The organism is Streptomyces sp. NBC_00996 (assembly GCF_045162675.1).
Classification (GTDB): domain Bacteria; phylum Actinomycetota; class Actinomycetes; order Streptomycetales; family Streptomycetaceae; genus Streptomyces.
Genome location: NZ_CP108723.1, coordinates 5,148,328 through 5,167,314, shown reverse-complemented (window position 1 = coordinate 5,167,314; position 18,987 = coordinate 5,148,328). Strand labels below are relative to the sequence as shown.

General features: G+C 67.5%; 8 protein-coding genes and 2 rRNA genes. 7 read left to right on the top strand and 3 right to left on the bottom strand.

Going from position 1 to position 18,987, the window contains the following annotated elements; all coding sequences use genetic code 11:
* The first annotated feature begins 105 nt into the window (after positions 1-105).
* Complete coding sequence (locus tag OG390_RS24315; RefSeq protein ID WP_406171011.1) at positions 106-3,513, top strand: AfsR/SARP family transcriptional regulator; 3,408 nt, start codon at positions 106-108, stop codon at positions 3,511-3,513.
* 19 nt (positions 3,514-3,532) lie between these two features.
* Here OG390_RS24315 and OG390_RS24310 read toward each other — a convergent pair whose 3' ends face one another.
* Positions 3,533-5,482, bottom strand: a complete 1,950-nt coding sequence (locus OG390_RS24310) for a sigma-70 family RNA polymerase sigma factor (protein ID WP_406171009.1) — start codon at positions 5,480-5,482, stop codon at positions 3,533-3,535.
* A 430-nt stretch (positions 5,483-5,912) separates the two neighbouring features.
* Positions 5,913-6,689 (bottom strand): TetR/AcrR family transcriptional regulator, encoded by a 777-nt coding sequence (locus OG390_RS24305; protein ID WP_406171007.1) that lies wholly within the window; start codon positions 6,687-6,689, stop codon positions 5,913-5,915.
* A 373-nt stretch (positions 6,690-7,062) separates the two neighbouring features.
* On the opposite strand from OG390_RS24305, the gene OG390_RS24300 reads away from it, so the two are divergent.
* The 3 genes from OG390_RS24300 (at position 7,063) to OG390_RS24290 (ending at position 11,314) form a co-directional block, all read left to right on the top strand.
* Positions 7,063-8,439 (top strand): NAD(P)/FAD-dependent oxidoreductase, encoded by a 1,377-nt coding sequence (locus tag OG390_RS24300; protein ID WP_406171005.1) that lies wholly within the window; start codon positions 7,063-7,065, stop codon positions 8,437-8,439.
* A 232-nt stretch (positions 8,440-8,671) separates the two neighbouring features.
* Complete coding sequence (locus tag OG390_RS24295) at positions 8,672-10,321, top strand: SpoIIE family protein phosphatase (RefSeq protein WP_406171003.1); 1,650 nt, start codon at positions 8,672-8,674, stop codon at positions 10,319-10,321.
* A gap of 177 nt (positions 10,322-10,498) precedes the next feature.
* On the top strand, positions 10,499-11,314 hold the full coding sequence (locus OG390_RS24290; RefSeq protein ID WP_406171001.1) for a class I SAM-dependent methyltransferase: 816 nt from the start codon (positions 10,499-10,501) through the stop codon (positions 11,312-11,314).
* A 58-nt stretch (positions 11,315-11,372) separates the two neighbouring features.
* On the opposite strand, the gene OG390_RS24285 is transcribed toward OG390_RS24290, so the two are convergent.
* Positions 11,373-12,650 carry an MDR family MFS transporter gene (locus OG390_RS24285; RefSeq protein WP_406177830.1) on the bottom strand — a complete coding sequence of 426 codons (1,278 nt, stop codon included), beginning with the start codon at positions 12,648-12,650 and terminating at the stop codon, positions 11,373-11,375.
* A 144-nt stretch (positions 12,651-12,794) separates the two neighbouring features.
* Between OG390_RS24285 and OG390_RS24280 the strand changes: the two genes are divergently transcribed.
* From OG390_RS24280 to OG390_RS24270, 3 genes are all read left to right on the top strand, one after another.
* On the top strand, positions 12,795-13,343 hold the full coding sequence (locus tag OG390_RS24280; protein ID WP_399082639.1) for a MarR family winged helix-turn-helix transcriptional regulator: 549 nt from the start codon (positions 12,795-12,797) through the stop codon (positions 13,341-13,343).
* Positions 13,344-14,003: 660 nt separating this feature from the next.
* Positions 14,004-15,529: ribosomal RNA gene (locus OG390_RS24275) — 16S ribosomal RNA — on the top strand.
* A gap of 316 nt (positions 15,530-15,845) precedes the next feature.
* A 23S ribosomal RNA gene (locus tag OG390_RS24270) occupies positions 15,846-18,965 on the top strand.
* Together the 16S and 23S rRNA genes form the textbook arrangement of a ribosomal RNA operon.
* Positions 18,966-18,987 lie beyond the last annotated feature (22 nt).

The following is an 18,987-nucleotide window of genomic DNA, read 5'->3' as shown; positions in this document are numbered from 1 at the left end:
GAGGCGGAGTGTCCGGGGAGGCTCGCCGGGGATTGGCGGAGTGTCCAGGGAGGCTCGCCAGGGAAAGCCGACGTCTCCGGTGCCGGAGGCGGTGAGAATGGGTGGGTGCGGTACAGGATTCTGGGGGTCGCCCAGGTGGAGGATGACCGGGGGGCTCAGGTCGCCGTCGGAGGCCCCCGCGTGCGCGCGCTGCTCGCGGCGCTGGCGCAACGCCCCGCCCGCACCTCCACTCCGGACACCCTGATCGACGAGGTGTGGGCGGACAATCCCCCGCTGGACGCCCCTGCGGCACTACAGGCCCTCGTCGGCCGATTGCGGCGCGCCATCGGCAAGGACACGGTCGCCTCCGAGGCGGGCGGCTACCGCTTGCGGGCCATCAAGGACGACGTGGATCTGTTCGTCTTCGAGCGACTGGTGGGGGAGGGCAAGACGGCGCTGGAACGCGGCGACGCCACGACCGCCGCCGCCCGGCTGCGCGAAGGACTCGCTCTGTGGCGTGGCCCCGCCCTCGCGGACCTCCCCGACCGCACCGTCGCGACCCGCCCGGAGGCCCTCCGTCAGGAGGCGACCCGGACCCGCGTCGAGGCGGACCTGAGGCTGGGCCGCGCCACCGACGTCGTACCGGAGTTGAGGGAACTCGCGTCGGCCCACCCGTACGACGAGGCGCTGCACGGTCTGCTCATCCGTGCCCTGCGCGACGCCGGCCGCGGCGCGGACGCCCTGGCCGCGTACGAGGGGGTGCGCCGCGGACTGATGGACGGGCTGGGCGCGGATCCCGGGCCGGAACTGCGTGCGCTGTACGAGGAGTTGTTGGATCCCCGGTCGCGGCGCGATGAGGGGGACGGGACGTGGCCCGGGAGCGGCACGGCTCACCGCCAAGCCCGTGCCGGTGGGACGTCGCACACGGGCTCCGCCGAGCCGGGAGACTCCTCCCGTGCTGCGCGGAACGGGAACATTCGTCCGCGTCTGAACTCGTTCGTCGGCAGGGAACCCGAACTCGACGCCATCCGTTCGGACGTTCGGAGGGCACGCCTGGTCACCCTGACCGGACCAGGTGGTTCGGGGAAGACCCGCCTCGCCGAGGAAGCCGCCTCCGGGCTTTTGCAGGCGTGGCTGGTCGAGCTGGCCCCGCTCGACCGGCCCGAGGCGGTCCCGGGCGCTGTGGTCAGCGCCCTCGGCCTGCGCGAAACGGTGCTGATCACCAACGAGATGGCGGTCCCGCAGGACAACCCGCTCGCCCTGCTCGTCGAGTACTGCGCCCCGCGCAGCCAGCTCCTGATCCTTGACAATTGCGAACATGTCATCGGTGCGGCGGCCGAGCTCGCCGAGACCCTGCTGACGCACTGCCCAGGGCTCACGATTCTTGCCACCAGCCGGGAACCCCTGGGTGTGCCCGGCGAGTTGGTGCGTCCGGTCGAACCCCTGCCGCCCGACCCCGCGCGCCGCCTTTTCATGGAGCGGGCGTCGGTCGTCCGCCCCGATGCCGACGCCGCGCCGCACGACTCGGCAGCCGTGGACGAGATCTGCCGACGGCTCGACGGCCTGCCCCTGGCCATCGAGCTGGCCGCCGCCCGGCTGCGGCTGCTCACCCCTCGTCAGATCGCCGACCGGCTCGACGACCGCTTCCGGCTGCTCACCTCCGGAAGCCGCACAGTGCTGCCCCGCCAGCAGACCCTGCGCGCCGTCGTCGACTGGTCCTGGGACCTGCTCGACGAGCGGGAGCGGACCGTGCTGCGCGAGGCGTCCGTGTTCGCGGGGGGTTGGGAGCTGGAGGCCGCGGAGGCCGTCTGTACCGGGCCCGCGGCCGACCTCGTCGGGGCGCTGGTCGACAAGTCCCTGATCGTCGCCACCCCGTACGACGAGGACGGCAGTGGCGGCATGCGGTATCGCATGCTGGAGACCATCCACGAGTACGCGACCGAGCGCGCCGCCGAGGTCCCCGAGCTGCGCGCCGCGGCTGAGCGGCGCCACCGCGCGTGGGTGCGCGCGCTCGTCGACGAGGCCGAGCCGCTCCTGCGCTCCGCCGAGCAACTCCCCTGGATCAGGCGCCTGGAGACCGAACTCGACAACATCAGGGCGGCCCTCCACCGCACGATCGCCGCCGGCGACGAGGAGGAGGCCGGCGGCCTGGCCCTCGCCATGACCTGGTTCTGGTGGCTGCGCAACTTCCGTCGTGAGGGCATGGAATGGACGGATCTCGTGCTGCGGCTGGGCGCGGCGATCAGTCTTGGAGACCTGCCCGTCACGGGGATCACCAGAGGGGCGGGAGGGTCTACTCGCGTCGCGGGTGATGTCCACCTCGCCGCGTTGGACGCCGTGGACCCGGTGGGGGCCTTCCTCGACGCACCCGAGAGCGACGAGCACCCGCTGCACGGTATGCGGATGCGGCTGCGCATGCTCTACCTGTTCATGAAGCTGGATGTCGAACCGCTGGACAGGCGGGACGACAGCCGGATGTGGGAGTACGTGACGCGCGTGCGGGCCGTCTTCGCGAAGGGCGGCCCGGACGCGGCCCGCATGCCGGGCATCGTCTGGCCGCTGGCCGAATTCTTCCTGAACGACTCGGAAGACATGCGGACCACCATGGACGCGGCGGTCGCCAACTGTCGTGCGTACGGCGGCGAGTGGGAGGTCGGCGTCCTCCTGATGTTCCGTACGCACATGGTCGTCGACGCACCGGGCGGTATGCACGGTGTGGACGACGACCTTGCGGAGCTGCGCGTGCTCAGCCGACGGGTGGGGGACCGTTGGATGCGGGCCCAGGTGTGCAGCGCGGCCGGTGAGGCAGCCATGGCGCGCAGCCGCTTCGACGAGGCGAAGGGGGAGTACGAGGAGGCGCTGCGGCTCGCCTACGAGGTGGGCGCGTATGCCGAGACGCCGTTCCTGAAGGCGCGGCTTGCCGAGATTGCCTACCGCGCGGGCGATCGCTCAAGGGCGCTGACCGCCCTGGACGAGGCGAGCACGGCGGCCGATCGCTACGGGGTGATGGACTCCCGGGCGTTCATCCACCTCCTGCGCGCCCAGCTGGCCCTGGACGACGGCGAGATCGCCTACGCGCGCGAACTGTTCGAGCTGGCGCGCGAGCAGAGTTCCCAAGGCACCCCGCCCCCGCAGTTCACGGCTGCGCTGAACTGGGTGGACGCGCTCGTGACGGCTGCTGAGTCCGGCCCGGAGCGCGGTCTGCGGAAGCTGTTCGACGCCCTGCGGGAGGCAGTGGACACGCGGTGCGCCGATGTGGTGGTAGCGGGCCTCGTCGATGTCGCGGCGGGCCTCCTCGCCGAGCTCGGCGACCACCCGCCCGCGAGCCGTCTGCTCGCGGCCGCCGTGCGGTGGCGCGGTGGCCATCCGCGTCCCGCGCGCGAGCGCGCCGAGGCCGAGCGCACGGAAGCCGCCGCGATGGCGGCCCTCGGACCGGTCCGCTACGAGTCCGAGCGCGCCACGGGTTCGGACTTCACCACGGAGGACGCCCTGCGGGACCTGGCCGAAGCGCTCAAGGAGCACGCCGGCGAGTAACGGCGCTCCTCACGCGCGCTCACCGGCACAGGAACTTCGACTCCGCCCAGTCCGCCGGCGCCGCCGAGTCGAGCGGAGTGTGCGGCTCGACGGCGAGGCGGATCGTCTCGTGGCCGACGAGGTTCACATGGACGGGGACCGCCTGGTCGCCGCCTTTGATCACCAGCGACTGCCATGCCTGGGACCCGTCGACGTACACCGAGAAGCGGACCTTGCCCAGCCCCATCGTCAGGTCGTCGACGCCGACCATCGCGTCGTACGAGGTGCAGCTGCGGTTGAGGTCGATGGTGACGGACGAGCGGCCGTGGACGGTCACGCCGTGCGTGTACTGGCTGTTCGCGATCGACACCCCGTGGCGCTGCCACACCCAGCTGCTCTCGCCGAGCCGCATCTCGGGCTTGGTGTGATCGCCGTTGAAGCCGTAGCTCAGTTCGCTCCACTGGTAGACGAACGGGGCGGGAGGGGGAGGCGTCGGGGCCGGGGTCGGCTTGGGCGTGGGCCTCGGCTCGGCCGTCGTCGGGGTGGGGGTGGGCGTCGGCTTGGGCGTCGGCTTCGGTGTGGACTTGGGCGCCGGAGAAGGGGGTGGCGGAGGAGTCGGGGTTGGCGCCACCACCGGCGGCTTCGGCGCGGGTGCCTTCTTCGGCGGCTTCGGCGACGGCAGCGGCGCTTCGACGGCGGGCGAGGTGGCCGGCTTGGCCTCGGTCTTCTTGGCCGGGCTGTCGTTGCCGACCAGGGCGAACGCCACCGCCGCCGCGGCCACCGCGACGACTCCCGCCGCGATACCGGCCCTGGCCGGCGCGCCGATCCCCTCCGAGGCAGCCACGCCGCCCGCCGCTCGCGCGCCCCCGGCGCTGCCGCCCGCCACGGCGGCCGCGCCCGCTCCGGCGCCACCGGCGATGAGCGCGACGGCCTTCGCGTACCCGGCGGCACCGAACCAACCGATGACCGCGACCGGCACGACCGCGGGGATCCCGCCGGCGACTTCCTTGATCTGGCCCGCGGCCAGCCGGCACTTGGCGCACTCCTCCAGGTGCTTGCGCAGCCCGCGCTCGGCGCGCGTGCGCAGCCCGCCGCGGGCGTAGGCGCCGAGCCGATCGGCGTAGCGGGCGCACTCCTCGTCCATGGTGAGCGCGGCGCTCACATGTGCCTGGAGGTAGGCCTGTTTGAGGCCCTCGCGGGCGCGGCTGGCAAGGACGCGGGTGCCGTTGGCGTCGAGCCCGAAGAGCGTGGCGACCTCGCTCGGCGACTCGTCCTCGACCTCCGTGTGCCACAGCACGGCCTGCCAGCGCTCGGGCAGCGACCGGAACGCCTGCATGGCCATGGACTGTTCGGCCTCGTGCATCGCGCGGACGTCCGCTCCCAGGCCCAGCGTGTCGTCGTCGGAGACCTCGGAGGTGCGCGCGGCCTGCGCCGCGAACGCCGCGAAGTCGTCGACCAGTTGTTCCCGCTTCGCCGATTTCGTCCAGTTCGCGGCGACGCGGCGGACGGTCGTCAGCAGATACGCGCGTACGGCGTGCTCGGGGCCGCTGCCGCCGCGTACCGCCTGCAGCATGCGCGCGAACACCTCGGCCATGAGGTCGTCGGCGGTGTGCCCGTCCCGGCAGCAGGTGCGGGCGTACCGGCGCACCGCGTCCGCGTGGCGCCGGTACAACTCCTCGTACGCCGTGTCGTCGCCCGCGCGCATCCGCTCGATCAGAGTGGCGTCGGACGGCGGCAGATCGGCCGGAGGCGGCGGCAGGGCAACGCCGTCGCGCAGGTCGAACCGGTCGCGCTGCGACGGGACGCCGGGATCCGGCACGCCACGGGACTGCCTGGCACCCGGGGGTGAGGCATCCGAGGGCGTGGTACCCGGGGTGCCGCTCTGCCGCCCGCCCTGACTGGGCACCTGGGGCGTCGACTGCCCACCGGTTCCCGTGCCGCCGTCCGCGCCACCGTCGCCGAGTGACTCGTCCCGCCCGTCAACGCTCATCGCGGAAAGCCCCCGCCTGCACACTCGGACCGAATACCGGGCAAGAGTGCCACACGCCTCAGGGGACTGACCCCCCAGTAGGGACCAACCACTCGTCCGTGGGGACTTCCCGTACGAGAGCACCAGCGGTCACTCGTTTGGGGAATAGTCAACGAACGATCCCCGCACGGGAGTTGCCGTGCCATCCGGCATGTCCGGAAAGTAACGGGCGGCACCCGGTACGCGAGTGGCGCAGCACTCGCGTCCAGGGCGGCCCGCTACTCCGGGAGAACCCGGATTCCGGGAAGCCCGTTACTTCAGGGAACCCCGTGCTCCAGGAAACCCGTACTCCGGGAAACCCGTACTCCGGGAAACCCGTACTCCGGGAAACCCGTACTCCGGGAAACCCGTACTCCGGGAAGGCCCGGTGCGTGACAGCTTGAGGGACGGCTCACGCCGGACGCGAGCGCAGACCCTCCAGCAGGATGTCGAGCAGCCGTGCCGAGGCCGCGGCCTGTTGGGCGGCGTCCGGCAGCGAGGGCGCCGCCGTCGCTATCACCAGCAGTACGTCCGCCACGGTCACGTCCGCTCGCAGCTCGCCCGCCGCGCGCGCCCGGTCCACCAGTCGGCCGACCACGTCGAGCAGCGCCGCCGCACCGGCGTCGTCCGCCGCGATCGCCGACTCCTCCCCGGGTGTCGGCCGCTGCTCGACGAGCCGCAGCTCGGGCGTGAGCTGGGACCGCTGCTGCGGCACCCGTGCCTCGTCCGCCTCGACCCCGTCCTCCGCGACGCCGACCCGCAGTATCTGCGGCGGCAGCAGCCGACCGGCGCCCGAGGCCACCGACGTGCGCAGGAAGCGCGAGAGCGCCGACCACGGCTCGTCCTCCTGGCCGAGCGCCGCGCGTGCCTGGTCGGTCAGCCGAGAGGTCTCCTCCTCGGCTATCCGGCGCACCAGGACGTCCTTGCTCGGGAAGCGTCGGTACACCGTGCCGACACCGACCCTCGCGCGCCGCGCCACGTCCTCCATCGGCGCGCCGTACCCCAGCTCGCCGAAGACCTCGCGCGCCGCGCGCAGTACGTGCTCCAGATTGCGCTGTGCGTCCACGCGCAGCGGCGCCGTACGCGATCCTTCACCCGGACCGCGGCCGTTGCCGCTCGCTGCCGCGCCGACCGTGTCACCGGATGCGATGGCAGACGCGGAAGACCAATGAGAGTCCTGAATGTGCATAAGCGTTCCCCCGGTAATGACGTCTCCCCCCGGAGACTCTCCCCGCCATTGGTAGCCGGAGTGCGGAACAAGCTTGTGTGCACGAGCCCGCCCTGCGGACCCGTCGAGCGCATCCCCCTACACCCCGTCGACACACGAACATAGTTGAGAGGGGGTCAATTCAGAAGGGGCAGGTTCCGCACGGAGCGCCCCCCGATCGGAGTACGGGACGGTTACGTCCCGATTGCGCCCCCTCCGCGCACCCCGCGCACCCACGCTGACCTGCGCATCTTCCATGCACTCCGGCAAATCGGCCAACCCTGCGCGTTGTCGGCGTCCGGTCACACAAATTGCCGGGCCTGTGGACAAACTCCAGAGCTGGGTGCGTCATGGGATGGTGAAGGAACGTGCGCGCATTCTCATTGTCGGCGGCGGCTACGTCGGGATGTACACAGCTCTGCGCCTGCAGCAGAAGTTGAAGCCCGAACTGAAGCGGGGCGAGGTCGAGATCACGGTCGTCTCGCCCGACCCGTACATGACGTATCAACCGTTCCTTCCCGAGGCCGCCGCGGGCTCGATCTCGCCGCGCCATGTAGTCGTCCCGCTGCGCCGGGTCCTGGACCAGTGCCGGATCGTCATCGGCGAGGTCCAGTCGATCGACCACGCCAAGCGCACCGCGACGCTCAGCACGCTCGCCACCGAGGAGGAGGGCGCGGGCGCGGCGCAGATCACGTACGACGAACTCGTGCTCGCCCCCGGCTCGATCTCCCGCGCCCTCCCGATCCCCGGCCTCGCCGACTACGCCATCGGCTTCAAGACGGTCGAGGAGGCCATCGGTCTGCGCAACCACGTCATCGAGCAGATGGACATCGCCTCCTCCACCCGCGACCCCGCGATCCGCGACGCGGCGCTGACCTTCGTCTTCGTAGGAGGCGGTTACGCGGGCGTCGAGGCGCTGGGCGAGCTGGAGGACATGGCCCGCTACACCGCGCGCTACTACCACAACGTCCAGCCCGAGGACATGAAGTGGATCCTCGTCGAGGCCTCGAACCGCATCCTCCCCGAGGTCGGCGAGGAGATGGGCAAGTACACCATCACCCAGCTGCGCCGCCGCAACATCGACGTACGGCTGGAGACCCGCCTCGACTCCTGCGCGGACCGCATCGCCGTCCTCAGTGACGGTGCCCGCTTCCCCACGCGTACGGTCGTGTGGACGGCCGGTGTGAAGCCGCACCCGCTCCTTGCCGCCACCGACCTCCCCCGGAACGGGCGCGGCCGCCTCAAGTGCACTCCCCAGCTGACCGTCGACGGCGTCACGCACGCGTGGGCCGCGGGAGACGCGGCCGCCGTCCCCGACGTCACCGCCGAGCCCGGCAAGGAGACCGCCCCCAACGCCCAGCACGCCTTGCGCCAGGCCAAGGTCCTCGGCGACAACATCGCCCACTCCCTGCGCGGCGAGGCGCTCGAGACGTACTCCCACAAGTACGTCGGCTCGGTCGCGTCCCTCGGGCTGCACAAGGGCGCCGCACACGTCTACGGGCGCAAGCTGAAGGGCTATCCTGCCTGGTTCATGCACCGCGTCTACCACTTGAGCAGGGTGCCCACCTTCAACCGCAAGGCCCGTGTGCTCGCCGAATGGACCCTGGCGGGACTCTTCAAGAGGGAGATCGTTTCCCTCGGTTCGCTCGAACATCCCCGTGCGGAGTTCGAACTCGCGGCCGGTGGAAAGCATCCTCTCGACCCCAAGCTCGACCCGAAGGGGTCGTCCTGACCGGACCCAGGAACTCCACCGGTTGGGCCGACGTCTGACGGATGTCGGTCCGGTCCGCCAGACTGGTCCACGACCTCGGGCGGGCCCACCGCCCGCCCTTCTGAACCCACGACGCTTTCCCCACTGTGCTGCATCCCCCCGGGGGACGCAGCACTCAACAGCGGCTCCGCCGCGGGCCGGACCCCGACCGACCCGGTGCCGGCCGTAGTCCACAAACACGAGGCAAGGATTCGTGAACTTCACGCGCTGGAGCGCCCGGCTCCCCGGAACGCAGCGCCGCGCCGCAGCGCGGACCGAGCACACGGTCTCCCCGGACCGACGAGGGGAAAGCTCCGTGCCCGCGGCCCGCGTCGAGCAGCTGGACGACGAAGCGCCGCCCGTGCTCGCCGTCGACGAGCTGCCGGTGCGCGAGGTCCTCGACCGCGTCCCGGCCCTCGTCGCCCTGGTGCGCGGCCCCGAGCACCGCCTCGCGTACGTCAACGACGCCTATACGGCAGCCTTCGGCGTACGCCCCGTCGGCGAGCCCGCGCGCGCGGCACTGCCCGAGCTGGACGAACTCGGCCTGCTGCCACTCCTCGACCAGGTCCTGCGCAGCGCGAAGCCCCGCACGGTCAAGTCCCGCAAGGTGTCGAGCGGGCGCTCGTACACCTTCACCTGCACACCCGTCGACACCGCCCCGGAGGGCCAGGGCGGCGGCGTACTCATCTTCGCCACCGATGTCACCGACCACGCCGAAGCCGCCGAACGGCTGCGCGCCAGCGAGCGCCGCCAGCGAGAAACGGCCGTCACCCTGCAGCGTTCGCTTCTCCCGCAGGAGCTGGAGGAGCCCGACGACCTGCGCATCGCCGCCACCTACCAGCCCGGCGGCACGGAGGCCGCGGTCGGCGGTGACTGGTACGACGTGATCACCCTCGGCGGCGGCCGCACGGCGCTCGTCATCGGCGACGTCATGGGCCGCGGGGTCCGCGCGGCGGCGGTCATGGGCCAGCTGCGCACGGCCGTACGCGCGTACGCCCGCCTGGACCTCCCCCCGCACGAGGTCCTGCAACTTCTGGACGGCCTCGCCACCGAGATCGACGCAAACCAGATCGCCACGTGCGCGTACGCCGTCCATGACCCGAACGAGAGCCGGCTCGTGTACGCCTCTGCGGGCCACCTGCCCATCCTGGTCCGCGACGAGAGCGGCACCGTCCACCGGGCCGACGAGCCCACCGGGCCGCCGCTCGGCACCGGCGGCTGGCTGCACACGTCGGGATCGGTGCCGCTGGGCCCCGGCTCCACGGCCGTCCTGTACACGGACGGCCTGGTCGAGCGCCGCGACGAGGACCTGGACGAGGGCATCGCCTCCCTGGAGCGCGCCCTGGCCGGTGCCACGGGCACCCCCCAGGTGATCTGCGACCGCCTGGTCCGCTCGGCCGGCGTCACGGCCGACCACGACGACGACGTGGCGGTCCTCGTCCTCCAACACCCGGCGCGTACGGGCCCGGACGGCGAGCTCTTCCGCAACGCCGCCCTGGAGTTGCTCGGCGGCGTCGAAGCGGCTCCACGCGCGCGTGCCTTCGCCTCCGGCGTGCTCACCAGCTGGCGCTTCCCGCCCGATCTGCACGACCTGGGCGTCCTGGCCACGAGCGAACTCGTCGCCAACTCGCTGCAGCACGGCACCCCACCCATGCGCCTGCGCCTGCGCCGCACGGACCGCCGCCTGATCATCGAGGTCACCGACGGCGACGACCACCTGCCGCGCCGACGCCGCGCCGAGCCCGGCGACGAGGCCGGCCGTGGCATCGCCATCGTCGCCACGATCGCCTCCGGCTGGGGTTCCCGGCGTACGCCGGGTGGTGGGAAGGCGGTTTGGTGCGAATTCGGCTTGCCGGGCGGGTAGGCGCGTTTCCCCGCGCCCCTTTTCAGGGGCGCGGGGAAATGCGCAGTCTTTTGGCGGGGGTCTGGGGGCGCAGTCCCCAGGGACGGGACGGGCAGGGGTGGAGGGGGCGAAAAACCCCCACCCGCACCCTCGCGCGTCACCCAGCCGCCCACCCCACCCAGTGCTAGTAGCTCCCCCATGGCAGACGAAACGGGCTTTCAGCTCAAAGGAAGTGCTCCCGAGCGCTACGAGCAGTACGCCGCGCCGTTGATGGCGCCCTTCGTGGCGACGATCCTGGATGCCGCCGACCTGTTCCCCGGTGCCACGGTCCTCGACCTGGCCTGCGGCACCGGCTTCACGGCAAGGGCGGCCGCCGCCCGCGTAGGCCCAGCGGGCCGCGTCTCGGGCGCGGATGTCAACCAGGGCATGATCAGGGTGGCCAGGGAACACGCACCCCGCATGTACCCGGACATCGAGTTCACAGTGGCCCCGGCGGACAAACTCCCCTACGAAGACGCGACCTTCGACGCGATCGTGTGCCAGCAGGGAGTCCAGTTCTTCCACGAGTTGCCCGTGGCGCTGGCGGAGACGGCCCGCGTGACCCGCCCGGGCGGCCGCTTCGTCGCGACCGCCTGGGCCGACAGGGACCGCATCCCGTACTTCGTGGCCCAGTACGAGGCCGTCAAGGAGTACGGCGGCCCGGAGATCGCCGCGGACTACGAGGGCGCCTTCTCCGGCACCGCCGAGCGCCTCACCACCACCCTCCGCACGGCCGGCTTCCACGACGTCACCTCCCGAGAGGTCAGCTTCGGCATCGCCTTCCCGCCCCTCGCCGAATACGCCCCCGGCCAGCTCTCGTCGACGTCCTGGGGTCAGTCGATCGTCGACAACGCCGGCGACGACGCCCTCGTACGGGCAGGCCGCGCCGTCCAGGCCCGCCTCGCGGACCGCACCGCCCCCGACGGCAGCGCGACCCTCCCCTTCACCGCCAACCTGGTGACAGGGGTTCGCTGACAGACGAAGACGGCCGCGACCCCGGTGAAGGTGGTCGCGGCCGTCGTGCGTCGGTCCGTCAGGAACTCGCCGGGACCGGCACCGGCTCCGTCGGCGCGCCGCCCTGCGCGACCACCCGGCTCTTTGCGAGCGACGGCTGGTTCTGTACGGGGGTGAGCTGCCGCCCCAGCCGCACGGCCAGGAAGGTGATGCCGAGCGAGAACAGCAGGAACGTCACGATGTACGGGCCGTGCAGCGAGGCCCCCATCGGCCCGCCGACCGCGGGACCGACGGCCAGCGCGAGCTGCTTCACCAGGGCGAAGGCGGAGTTGTACTGACCGGCCATGCCCGTCGGTGCCAGGTCGGCGACCAGCGGCGCGACGGTCGGCGACAGCATCGCCTCGCCGAGCCCGAAGAGCGCGTACGTCGAGACGAAGGCCGCCGCGGCCATGGTCCGGCTGCCGTGGCCGAGGCCCGCGTAACCGGCCGCGAGCCATGCGACGGCCCAGATGAGACCGACCGCGGCGATCACCCGGGACCGCTTCCGGCGCTCTACGAACTTCAGCACCGCGAACTGCGCGACCACGATCATCGCGGTGTTGGCCGCCATCGCCGTACCGAGCGCGGACGTGGAGATCCCGGCCGCCTCGACGCCGTACGCGGAGAGCCCCGACTCGAACTGCCCGTAGCAGGCGAAGAACAGCACGAAGCCCAGCACGGACAGCTGCACCATGGCTCGGTTGCCGAGCAGCTGCTTCCAGCTGCCGCCCTTGGCCTGCGGCGCACCTTCGACCTTAGGCGCGTGCGGCATCCGTACGGTCGACATGATCACGACGAGCAGCAGGAACATCGCCGCCTCGATCGCGAACAGCAGCGTGAAGGAGCTCGCCCGCGAGGTGTCGACGATGTGGCCGCCGATCAGACCACCGATGCCGAGCCCGAGGTTCTGCAGGAAGAACTGCATGGCGAAGGCGCGCGAGCGGGTGTCCGCCGTGGAGCAGTCCACGATCATCGTCGCGAGCGCCGGCTGCATCACGGCCTGTCCGGCACCGAGCGCGGCCGCCGACAGCAGCACGGTCGTGGCGCTGTTCGCGAGCCCCAGGCTCATCGCTCCGAAGGCGGCGGTGACCAGGGCGGCGAGCAGGACCGGCCGCGGGCCGCGCCGGACAATGGCCCGCCCGGCGAACGGCAGCACGACGAGAGCGGCAACGGCGAAGACGGCGAGCACGAAGCCCGCCGTCATGGAGCCGAGTCCCCGCACCTGCGCCACATAGACGTAGAGGAAGGGGACCGTAAAACCGAGCCCGAACGCGCTGAGTGCGTTGCCCACGTGGATCCGGCGCATCGCTGCGCCCATCGCCCTGGTCACTTTCACCTGCCTTGGTCGTGAAGCTTCACTCTGCATCGATGCAGACCTGAAGACTTCGAAGCTAAAGTTAGATGTTGAACTGTACACCTCGAAGGACTTCAACGCCAAGCGACGTCGTGCGATACTGCGACCATGGGCGACACCCCCGGCGTCAGCGAGCCGACACTCGAAGAACAGATCGCTGCCTACCAGCGCGAGTTCCAGGACCTCGACCCCCAGGTCGAGAAGATCGTCTCGGCCCTCTCCCGCCTCAACCGGCGGATGAACGTCGCCTACGGCCGCCAGACCGCAGCGCTCGGCATCAGCAACGCCGAGTGGGAGGTCCTCAAGGCCCTCGTCCTCTCCGGGGCTCCGTACCGCATGGGCCCGAGCGACCTCGCCAAGCGGCTGGGCCTCACTCCTGCGGCGATGACGCACCGCATCGACCGCCTCGTCGCGGAGGGGCTGGTCACGCGAGAGCGCGACGAGTCCAATCGGGTACGCGTCATCGTGGAGCTCACGGCCGAGGGGCGCGAGAAGTGGCTTGAGGCGATGCGCCTCGCCACGGTCTTCGAGGAGGACCTGCTCCAGGACCTGTCCGCCGACGAACGCGGTGTCCTGGGCGAAGTTCTGACCCGTCTTCTACGACGAGTGGAGCACGCCCAGCCGGACGCGGGCGGCCGGCTCAGCGACCTCGATTAAAGATCTTGACAGGGGCGGTTGACATCACCCTTCCCGATCCGTAAGGTTCTTCGAGTTGCCACGGAGCCGTAACGGTTCTGCGGCGGCACCTCCGCCGCTGATGCGGCAACCAAACCACCAGCATGATCTCCTATCGGGGTGGAATTCGGCGTGCCCGAATTCAATTCGATTTGGGTTCGGCGGCCCGATTAGGAACTGCCGAGAGGATCCGCTAAAGTTTGGAACGTCGGAACAGCCCAACAGCCGCGAAGACAAGCCCGCTGACTGGGAGTCAGGCCCGAAAGGATCTGATAGAGTCGGAACCGCCGGAAAGGGAAACGCGAAAGCGGAAACCTGGAAAGCACCGAGGAAATCGGATCGGAAAATGATCTGATAGAGTCGGAAACGCAAGACCGAAGGGAAGCGCCCGGAGGAAAGCCTGAGAGAGTCTCTCGGGTGAGTACAAAGGAAGCGTCCGTTCCTTGAGAACTCAACAGCGTGCCAAAAATCAACGCCAGATATGTTGATACCCCGTCTCCGGCCGATCGGCTGGGACGAGGTTCCTTTGAAAAAGTCCTGCCGGGCATTGCCTGGTAGGCGCACAGCGAGGACGCTGTGAACCGTCCGATTATTCCTCGGACGGTTCCGCTCTCGTGGTGTCGTCCCGATTACGGGAAAACATTCACGGAGAGTTTGATCCTGGCTCAGGACGAACGCTGGCGGCGTGCTTAACACATGCAAGTCGAACGATGAAGCCCTTCGGGGTGGATTAGTGGCGAACGGGTGAGTAACACGTGGGCAATCTGCCCTTCACTCTGGGACAAGCCCTGGAAACGGGGTCTAATACCGGATAATACTGCGGACCGCATGGTCTGCGGTTGAAAGCTCCGGCGGTGAAGGATGAGCCCGCGGCCTATCAGCTTGTTGGTGAGGTAGTGGCTCACCAAGGCGACGACGGGTAGCCGGCCTGAGAGGGCGACCGGCCACACTGGGACTGAGACACGGCCCAGACTCCTACGGGAGGCAGCAGTGGGGAATATTGCACAATGGGCGAAAGCCTGATGCAGCGACGCCGCGTGAGGGATGACGGCCTTCGGGTTGTAAACCTCTTTCAGCAGGGAAGAAGCGAAAGTGACGGTACCTGCAGAAGAAGCGCCGGCTAACTACGTGCCAGCAGCCGCGGTAATACGTAGGGCGCAAGCGTTGTCCGGAATTATTGGGCGTAAAGAGCTCGTAGGCGGCTTGTCACGTCGGTTGTGAAAGCCCGGGGCTTAACCCCGGGTCTGCAGTCGATACGGGCAGGCTAGAGTGTGGTAGGGGAGATCGGAATTCCTGGTGTAGCGGTGAAATGCGCAGATATCAGGAGGAACACCGGTGGCGAAGGCGGATCTCTGGGCCATTACTGACGCTGAGGAGCGAAAGCGTGGGGAGCGAACAGGATTAGATACCCTGGTAGTCCACGCCGTAAACGGTGGGCACTAGGTGTTGGCGACATTCCACGTCGTCGGTGCCGCAGCTAACGCATTAAGTGCCCCGCCTGGGGAGTACGGCCGCAAGGCTAAAACTCAAAGGAATTGACGGGGGCCCGCACAAGCAGCGGAGCATGTGGCTTAATTCGACGCAACGCGAAGAACCTTACCAAGGCTTGACATACACCGGAAACGGCCAGAGATGGTCGCCCCCTTGTGGTCGGTGTACAGGTGGTGCATGGCTGTCGTCAGCTCGTGTCGTGAGATGTTGGGTTAAGTCCCGCAACGAGCGCAACCCTTGTTCTGTGTTGCCAGCATGCCCTTCGGGGTGATGGGGACTCACAGGAGACTGCCGGGGTCAACTCGGAGGAAGGTGGGGACGACGTCAAGTCATCATGCCCCTTATGTCTTGGGCTGCACACGTGCTACAATGGCAGGTACAAAGAGCTGCGAAGCCGCGAGGCGGAGCGAATCTCAAAAAGCCTGTCTCAGTTCGGATTGGGGTCTGCAACTCGACCCCATGAAGTCGGAGTTGCTAGTAATCGCAGATCAGCATTGCTGCGGTGAATACGTTCCCGGGCCTTGTACACACCGCCCGTCACGTCACGAAAGTCGGTAACACCCGAAGCCGGTGGCCCAACCCCTTGTGGGAGGGAGCTGTCGAAGGTGGGACTGGCGATTGGGACGAAGTCGTAACAAGGTAGCCGTACCGGAAGGTGCGGCTGGATCACCTCCTTTCTAAGGAGCACTTCTCACCAGGAACCTTCGGGGACTTGGTCAGAGGCCAGTACATCGGCGAATGTCCGATGCTGGTTGCTCATGGGTGGAACGTTGATTATTCGGCACACTTGATCGTCTTCTCCTTCCAGTACTGCTCTTCGGAGCGTGGAACGTCGAGGGGAGCGGTGAGGGTGTCGGGCACGTTGTTGGGTGTCTGAAGGTACGGCCGAATGTGGCTGCCTTCAGTGCCGGCCCCAGTGAACTCCGGGTTGTACCGGGGGTGATGGGTGGTTGGTCGTTGTTTGAGAACTGCACAGTGGACGCGAGCATCTGTGGCCAAGTTTTTAAGGGCGCACGGTGGATGCCTTGGCACCAGGAACCGATGAAGGACGTGGGAGGCCACGATAGTCCCCGGGGAGTCGTCAACCAGGCTTTGATCCGGGGGTTTCCGAATGGGGAAACCCGGCAGTCGTCATGGGCTGTCACCCGCTGCTGAACACATAGGCAGTGTGGAGGGAACGCGGGGAAGTGAAACATCTCAGTACCCGCAGGAAGAGAAAACAACCGTGATTCCGGGAGTAGTGGCGAGCGAAACCGGATGAGGCCAAACCTCAAGCGTGTGAGACCCGGCAGGGGTTGCGCTTGGGGGGTTGTGGGATCTCTCTTCTGTCGTCTGCCGGCGACAGGACGAGTCAGAAACCGTTGATGTAGGCGAAGGACATGCGAAAGGTCCGGCGTAGAGGGTAAGACCCCCGTAGTCGAAACATCAGCGGCTCGTTTGAGAGACACCCAAGTAGCACGGGGCCCGAGAAATCCCGTGTGAATCTGGCGGGACCACCCGCTAAGCCTAAATATTCCCTGGTGACCGATAGCGGATAGTACCGTGAGGGAATGGTGAAAAGTACCGCGGGAGCGGAGTGAAATAGTACCTGAAACCGTGTGCCTACAAGCCGTGGGAGCGTCGGACAAGCACTTGTGCTTGTCTCGTGACTGCGTGCCTTTTGAAGAATGAGCCTGCGAGTTTGCGGTGTGTTGCGAGGTTAACCCGTGTGGGGAAGCCGTAGCGAAAGCGAGTCCGAACAGGGCGGTTTAGTAGCGCGCTCAAGACCCGAAGCGGAGTGATCTAGCCATGGGCAGGTTGAAGCGGCTGTAAGAGGTCGTGGAGGACCGAACCCACCAGGGTTGAAAACCTGGGGGATGACCTGTGGTTAGGGGTGAAAGGCCAATCAAACTCCGTGATAGCTGGTTCTCCCCGAAATGCATTTAGGTGCAGCGTCGTGTGTTTCTTGCCGGAGGTAGAGCACTGGATAGGCGATGGGCCCTACCGGGTTACTGACCTTAGCCAAACTCCGAATGCCGGTAAGTGAGAGCGCGGCAGTGAGACTGTGGGGGATAAGCTCCATGGTCGAGAGGGAAACAGCCCAGAGCATCGACTAAGGCCCCTAAGCGTACGCTAAGTGGGAAAGGATGTGGAGTCGCACAGACAACCAGGAGGTTGGCTTAGAAGCAGCCACCCTTGAAAGAGTGCGTAATAGCTCACTGGTCTAGTGATTCCGCGCCGACAATGTAGCGGGGCTCAAGCGTACCGCCGAAGTCGTGTCATTGCAGCATGAGGGCCAACGCCCGCTGTGATGGGTAGGGGAGCGTCGTGTGCCGGGTGAAGCCGCGCCGGAAGGCAGTGGTGGACGGTTCACGAGTGAGAATGCAGGCATGAGTAGCGATACACACGTGAGAAACGTGTGCGCCGATTGACTAAGGGTTCCTGGGTCAAGCTGATCTGCCCAGGGTAAGTCGGGACCTAAGGCGAGGCCGACAGGCGTAGTCGATGGATAACCGGTTGATATTCCGGTACCCGCTGTGAAGCGTCAAACATCGAACCAGGCGATGCTAAGTCCGTGAAGCCGCCCCGGAGCCTTCGGGCAAAGGGGAGTGGTGGAGCCGACGGACCAGACCTGTAGTAGGTGAGTGATGGGGTGACGCAGGAAGGTAGTCCATCCCGGGCGGTGGTTGTCCCGGGGTAAGGGTGTAGGCCGTGCGATAGGTAAATCCGTCGCACTTGTGGCTGAGACCTGATGCCGAGCCGATTGTGGTGAAGTGGATGATCCTATGCTGTCGAGAAAAGCCTCTAGCGAGTTTCATGGCGGCCCGTACCCTAAACCGACTCAGGTGGTCAGGTAGAGAATACCGAGGCGTTCGGGTGAACTATGGTTAAGGAACTCGGCAAAATGCCCCCGTAACTTCGGGAGAAGGGGGGCCATCACCGGTGAGGGAACTTGCTTCCTGAGCTGGGGGTGGCCGCAGAGACCAGCGAGAAGCGACTGTTTACTAAAAACACAGGTCCGTGCGAAGCCGTAAGGCGATGTATACGGACTGACGCCTGCCCGGTGCTGGAACGTTAAGGGGACCGGTTAGTCACAATTCGTTGTGGCGAAGCTGAGAACTTAAGCGCCAGTAAACGGCGGTGGTAACTATAACCATCCTAAGGTAGCGAAATTCCTTGTCGGGTAAGTTCCGACCTGCACGAATGGCGTAACGACTTCTCGACTGTCTCAACCATAGGCCCGGTGAAATTGCACTACGAGTAAAGATGCTCGTTTCGCGCAGCAGGACGGAAAGACCCCGGGACCTTTACTACAGTTTGATATTGGTGTTCGGTTCGGCTTGTGTAGGATAGCTGGGAGACTGTGAAGCATTGGCGCCAGCCAGTGTGGAGTCGTCGTTGAAATACCAGTCTGGTCGTGCTGGATGTCTAACCTGGGTCCGTGATCCGGATCAGGGACAGTGTCTGATGGGTAGTTTAACTGGGGCGGTTGCCTCCCAAAGAGTAACGGAGGCGCCCAAAGGTTCCCTCAGCCTGGTTGGCAATCAGGTGTTGAGTGTAAGTGCACAAGGGAGCTTGACTGTGAGACCGACGGGTCGAGCAGGGACGAAAGTCGGGACTAGTGATCCGGCGGTGGCTTGTGGAAGCGCCGTCGCTCAACGGATAAAAGGTACCCCGGGGATAACAGGCTGATCTTCCCCAAGAGTCCATATCGACGGGATGGTTTGGCACCTCGATGTCGGCTCGTCGCATCCTGGGGCTGGAGTCGGTCCCAAGGGTTGGGCTGTTCGCCCATTAAAGCGGTACGCGAGCTGGGTTTAGAACGTCGTGAGACAGTTCGGTCCCTATCCGCTGTGCGCGTAGGAGTCTTGAGAAGGGCTGTCCCTAGTACGAGAGGACCGGGACGGACGAACCTCTGGTGTGCCAGTTGTCCTGCCAAGGGCATGGCTGGTTGGCTACGTTCGGGAGGGATAACCGCTGAAAGCATCTAAGCGGGAAGCCTGCTTCGAGATGAGGACTCCCACCCCCTTGAGGGGTTAAGGCTCCCAGTAGACGACTGGGTTGATAGGCCAGATCTGGAAGGCGGGTAACCGCTGGAGGTGACTGGTACTAATAGGCCGAGGGCTTGTCCTCAGTTGCTCGCGTCCACTGTGTT

What these genes read in the sequence shown, in the direction of transcription:
- OG390_RS24280 (WP_399082639.1), top strand. Translation starts at nt 12,795, where the DNA reads ATGGGCGACACCCCCGGCGTCAGCGAGCCGACACTCGAAGAACAGATC.
- OG390_RS24310 (WP_406171009.1), bottom strand. Translation starts at nt 5,482, where the DNA reads ATGAGCGTTGACGGGCGGGACGAGTCACTCGGCGACGGTGGCGCGGAC.
- OG390_RS24285 (WP_406177830.1), bottom strand. Translation starts at nt 12,650, where the DNA reads ATGGGCGCAGCGATGCGCCGGATCCACGTGGGCAACGCACTCAGCGCG.
- OG390_RS24300 (WP_406171005.1), top strand. Translation starts at nt 7,063, where the DNA reads ATGGTGAAGGAACGTGCGCGCATTCTCATTGTCGGCGGCGGCTACGTC.
- OG390_RS24305 (WP_406171007.1), bottom strand. Translation starts at nt 6,689, where the DNA reads ATGCACATTCAGGACTCTCATTGGTCTTCCGCGTCTGCCATCGCATCC.
- OG390_RS24290 (WP_406171001.1), top strand. Translation starts at nt 10,499, where the DNA reads ATGGCAGACGAAACGGGCTTTCAGCTCAAAGGAAGTGCTCCCGAGCGC.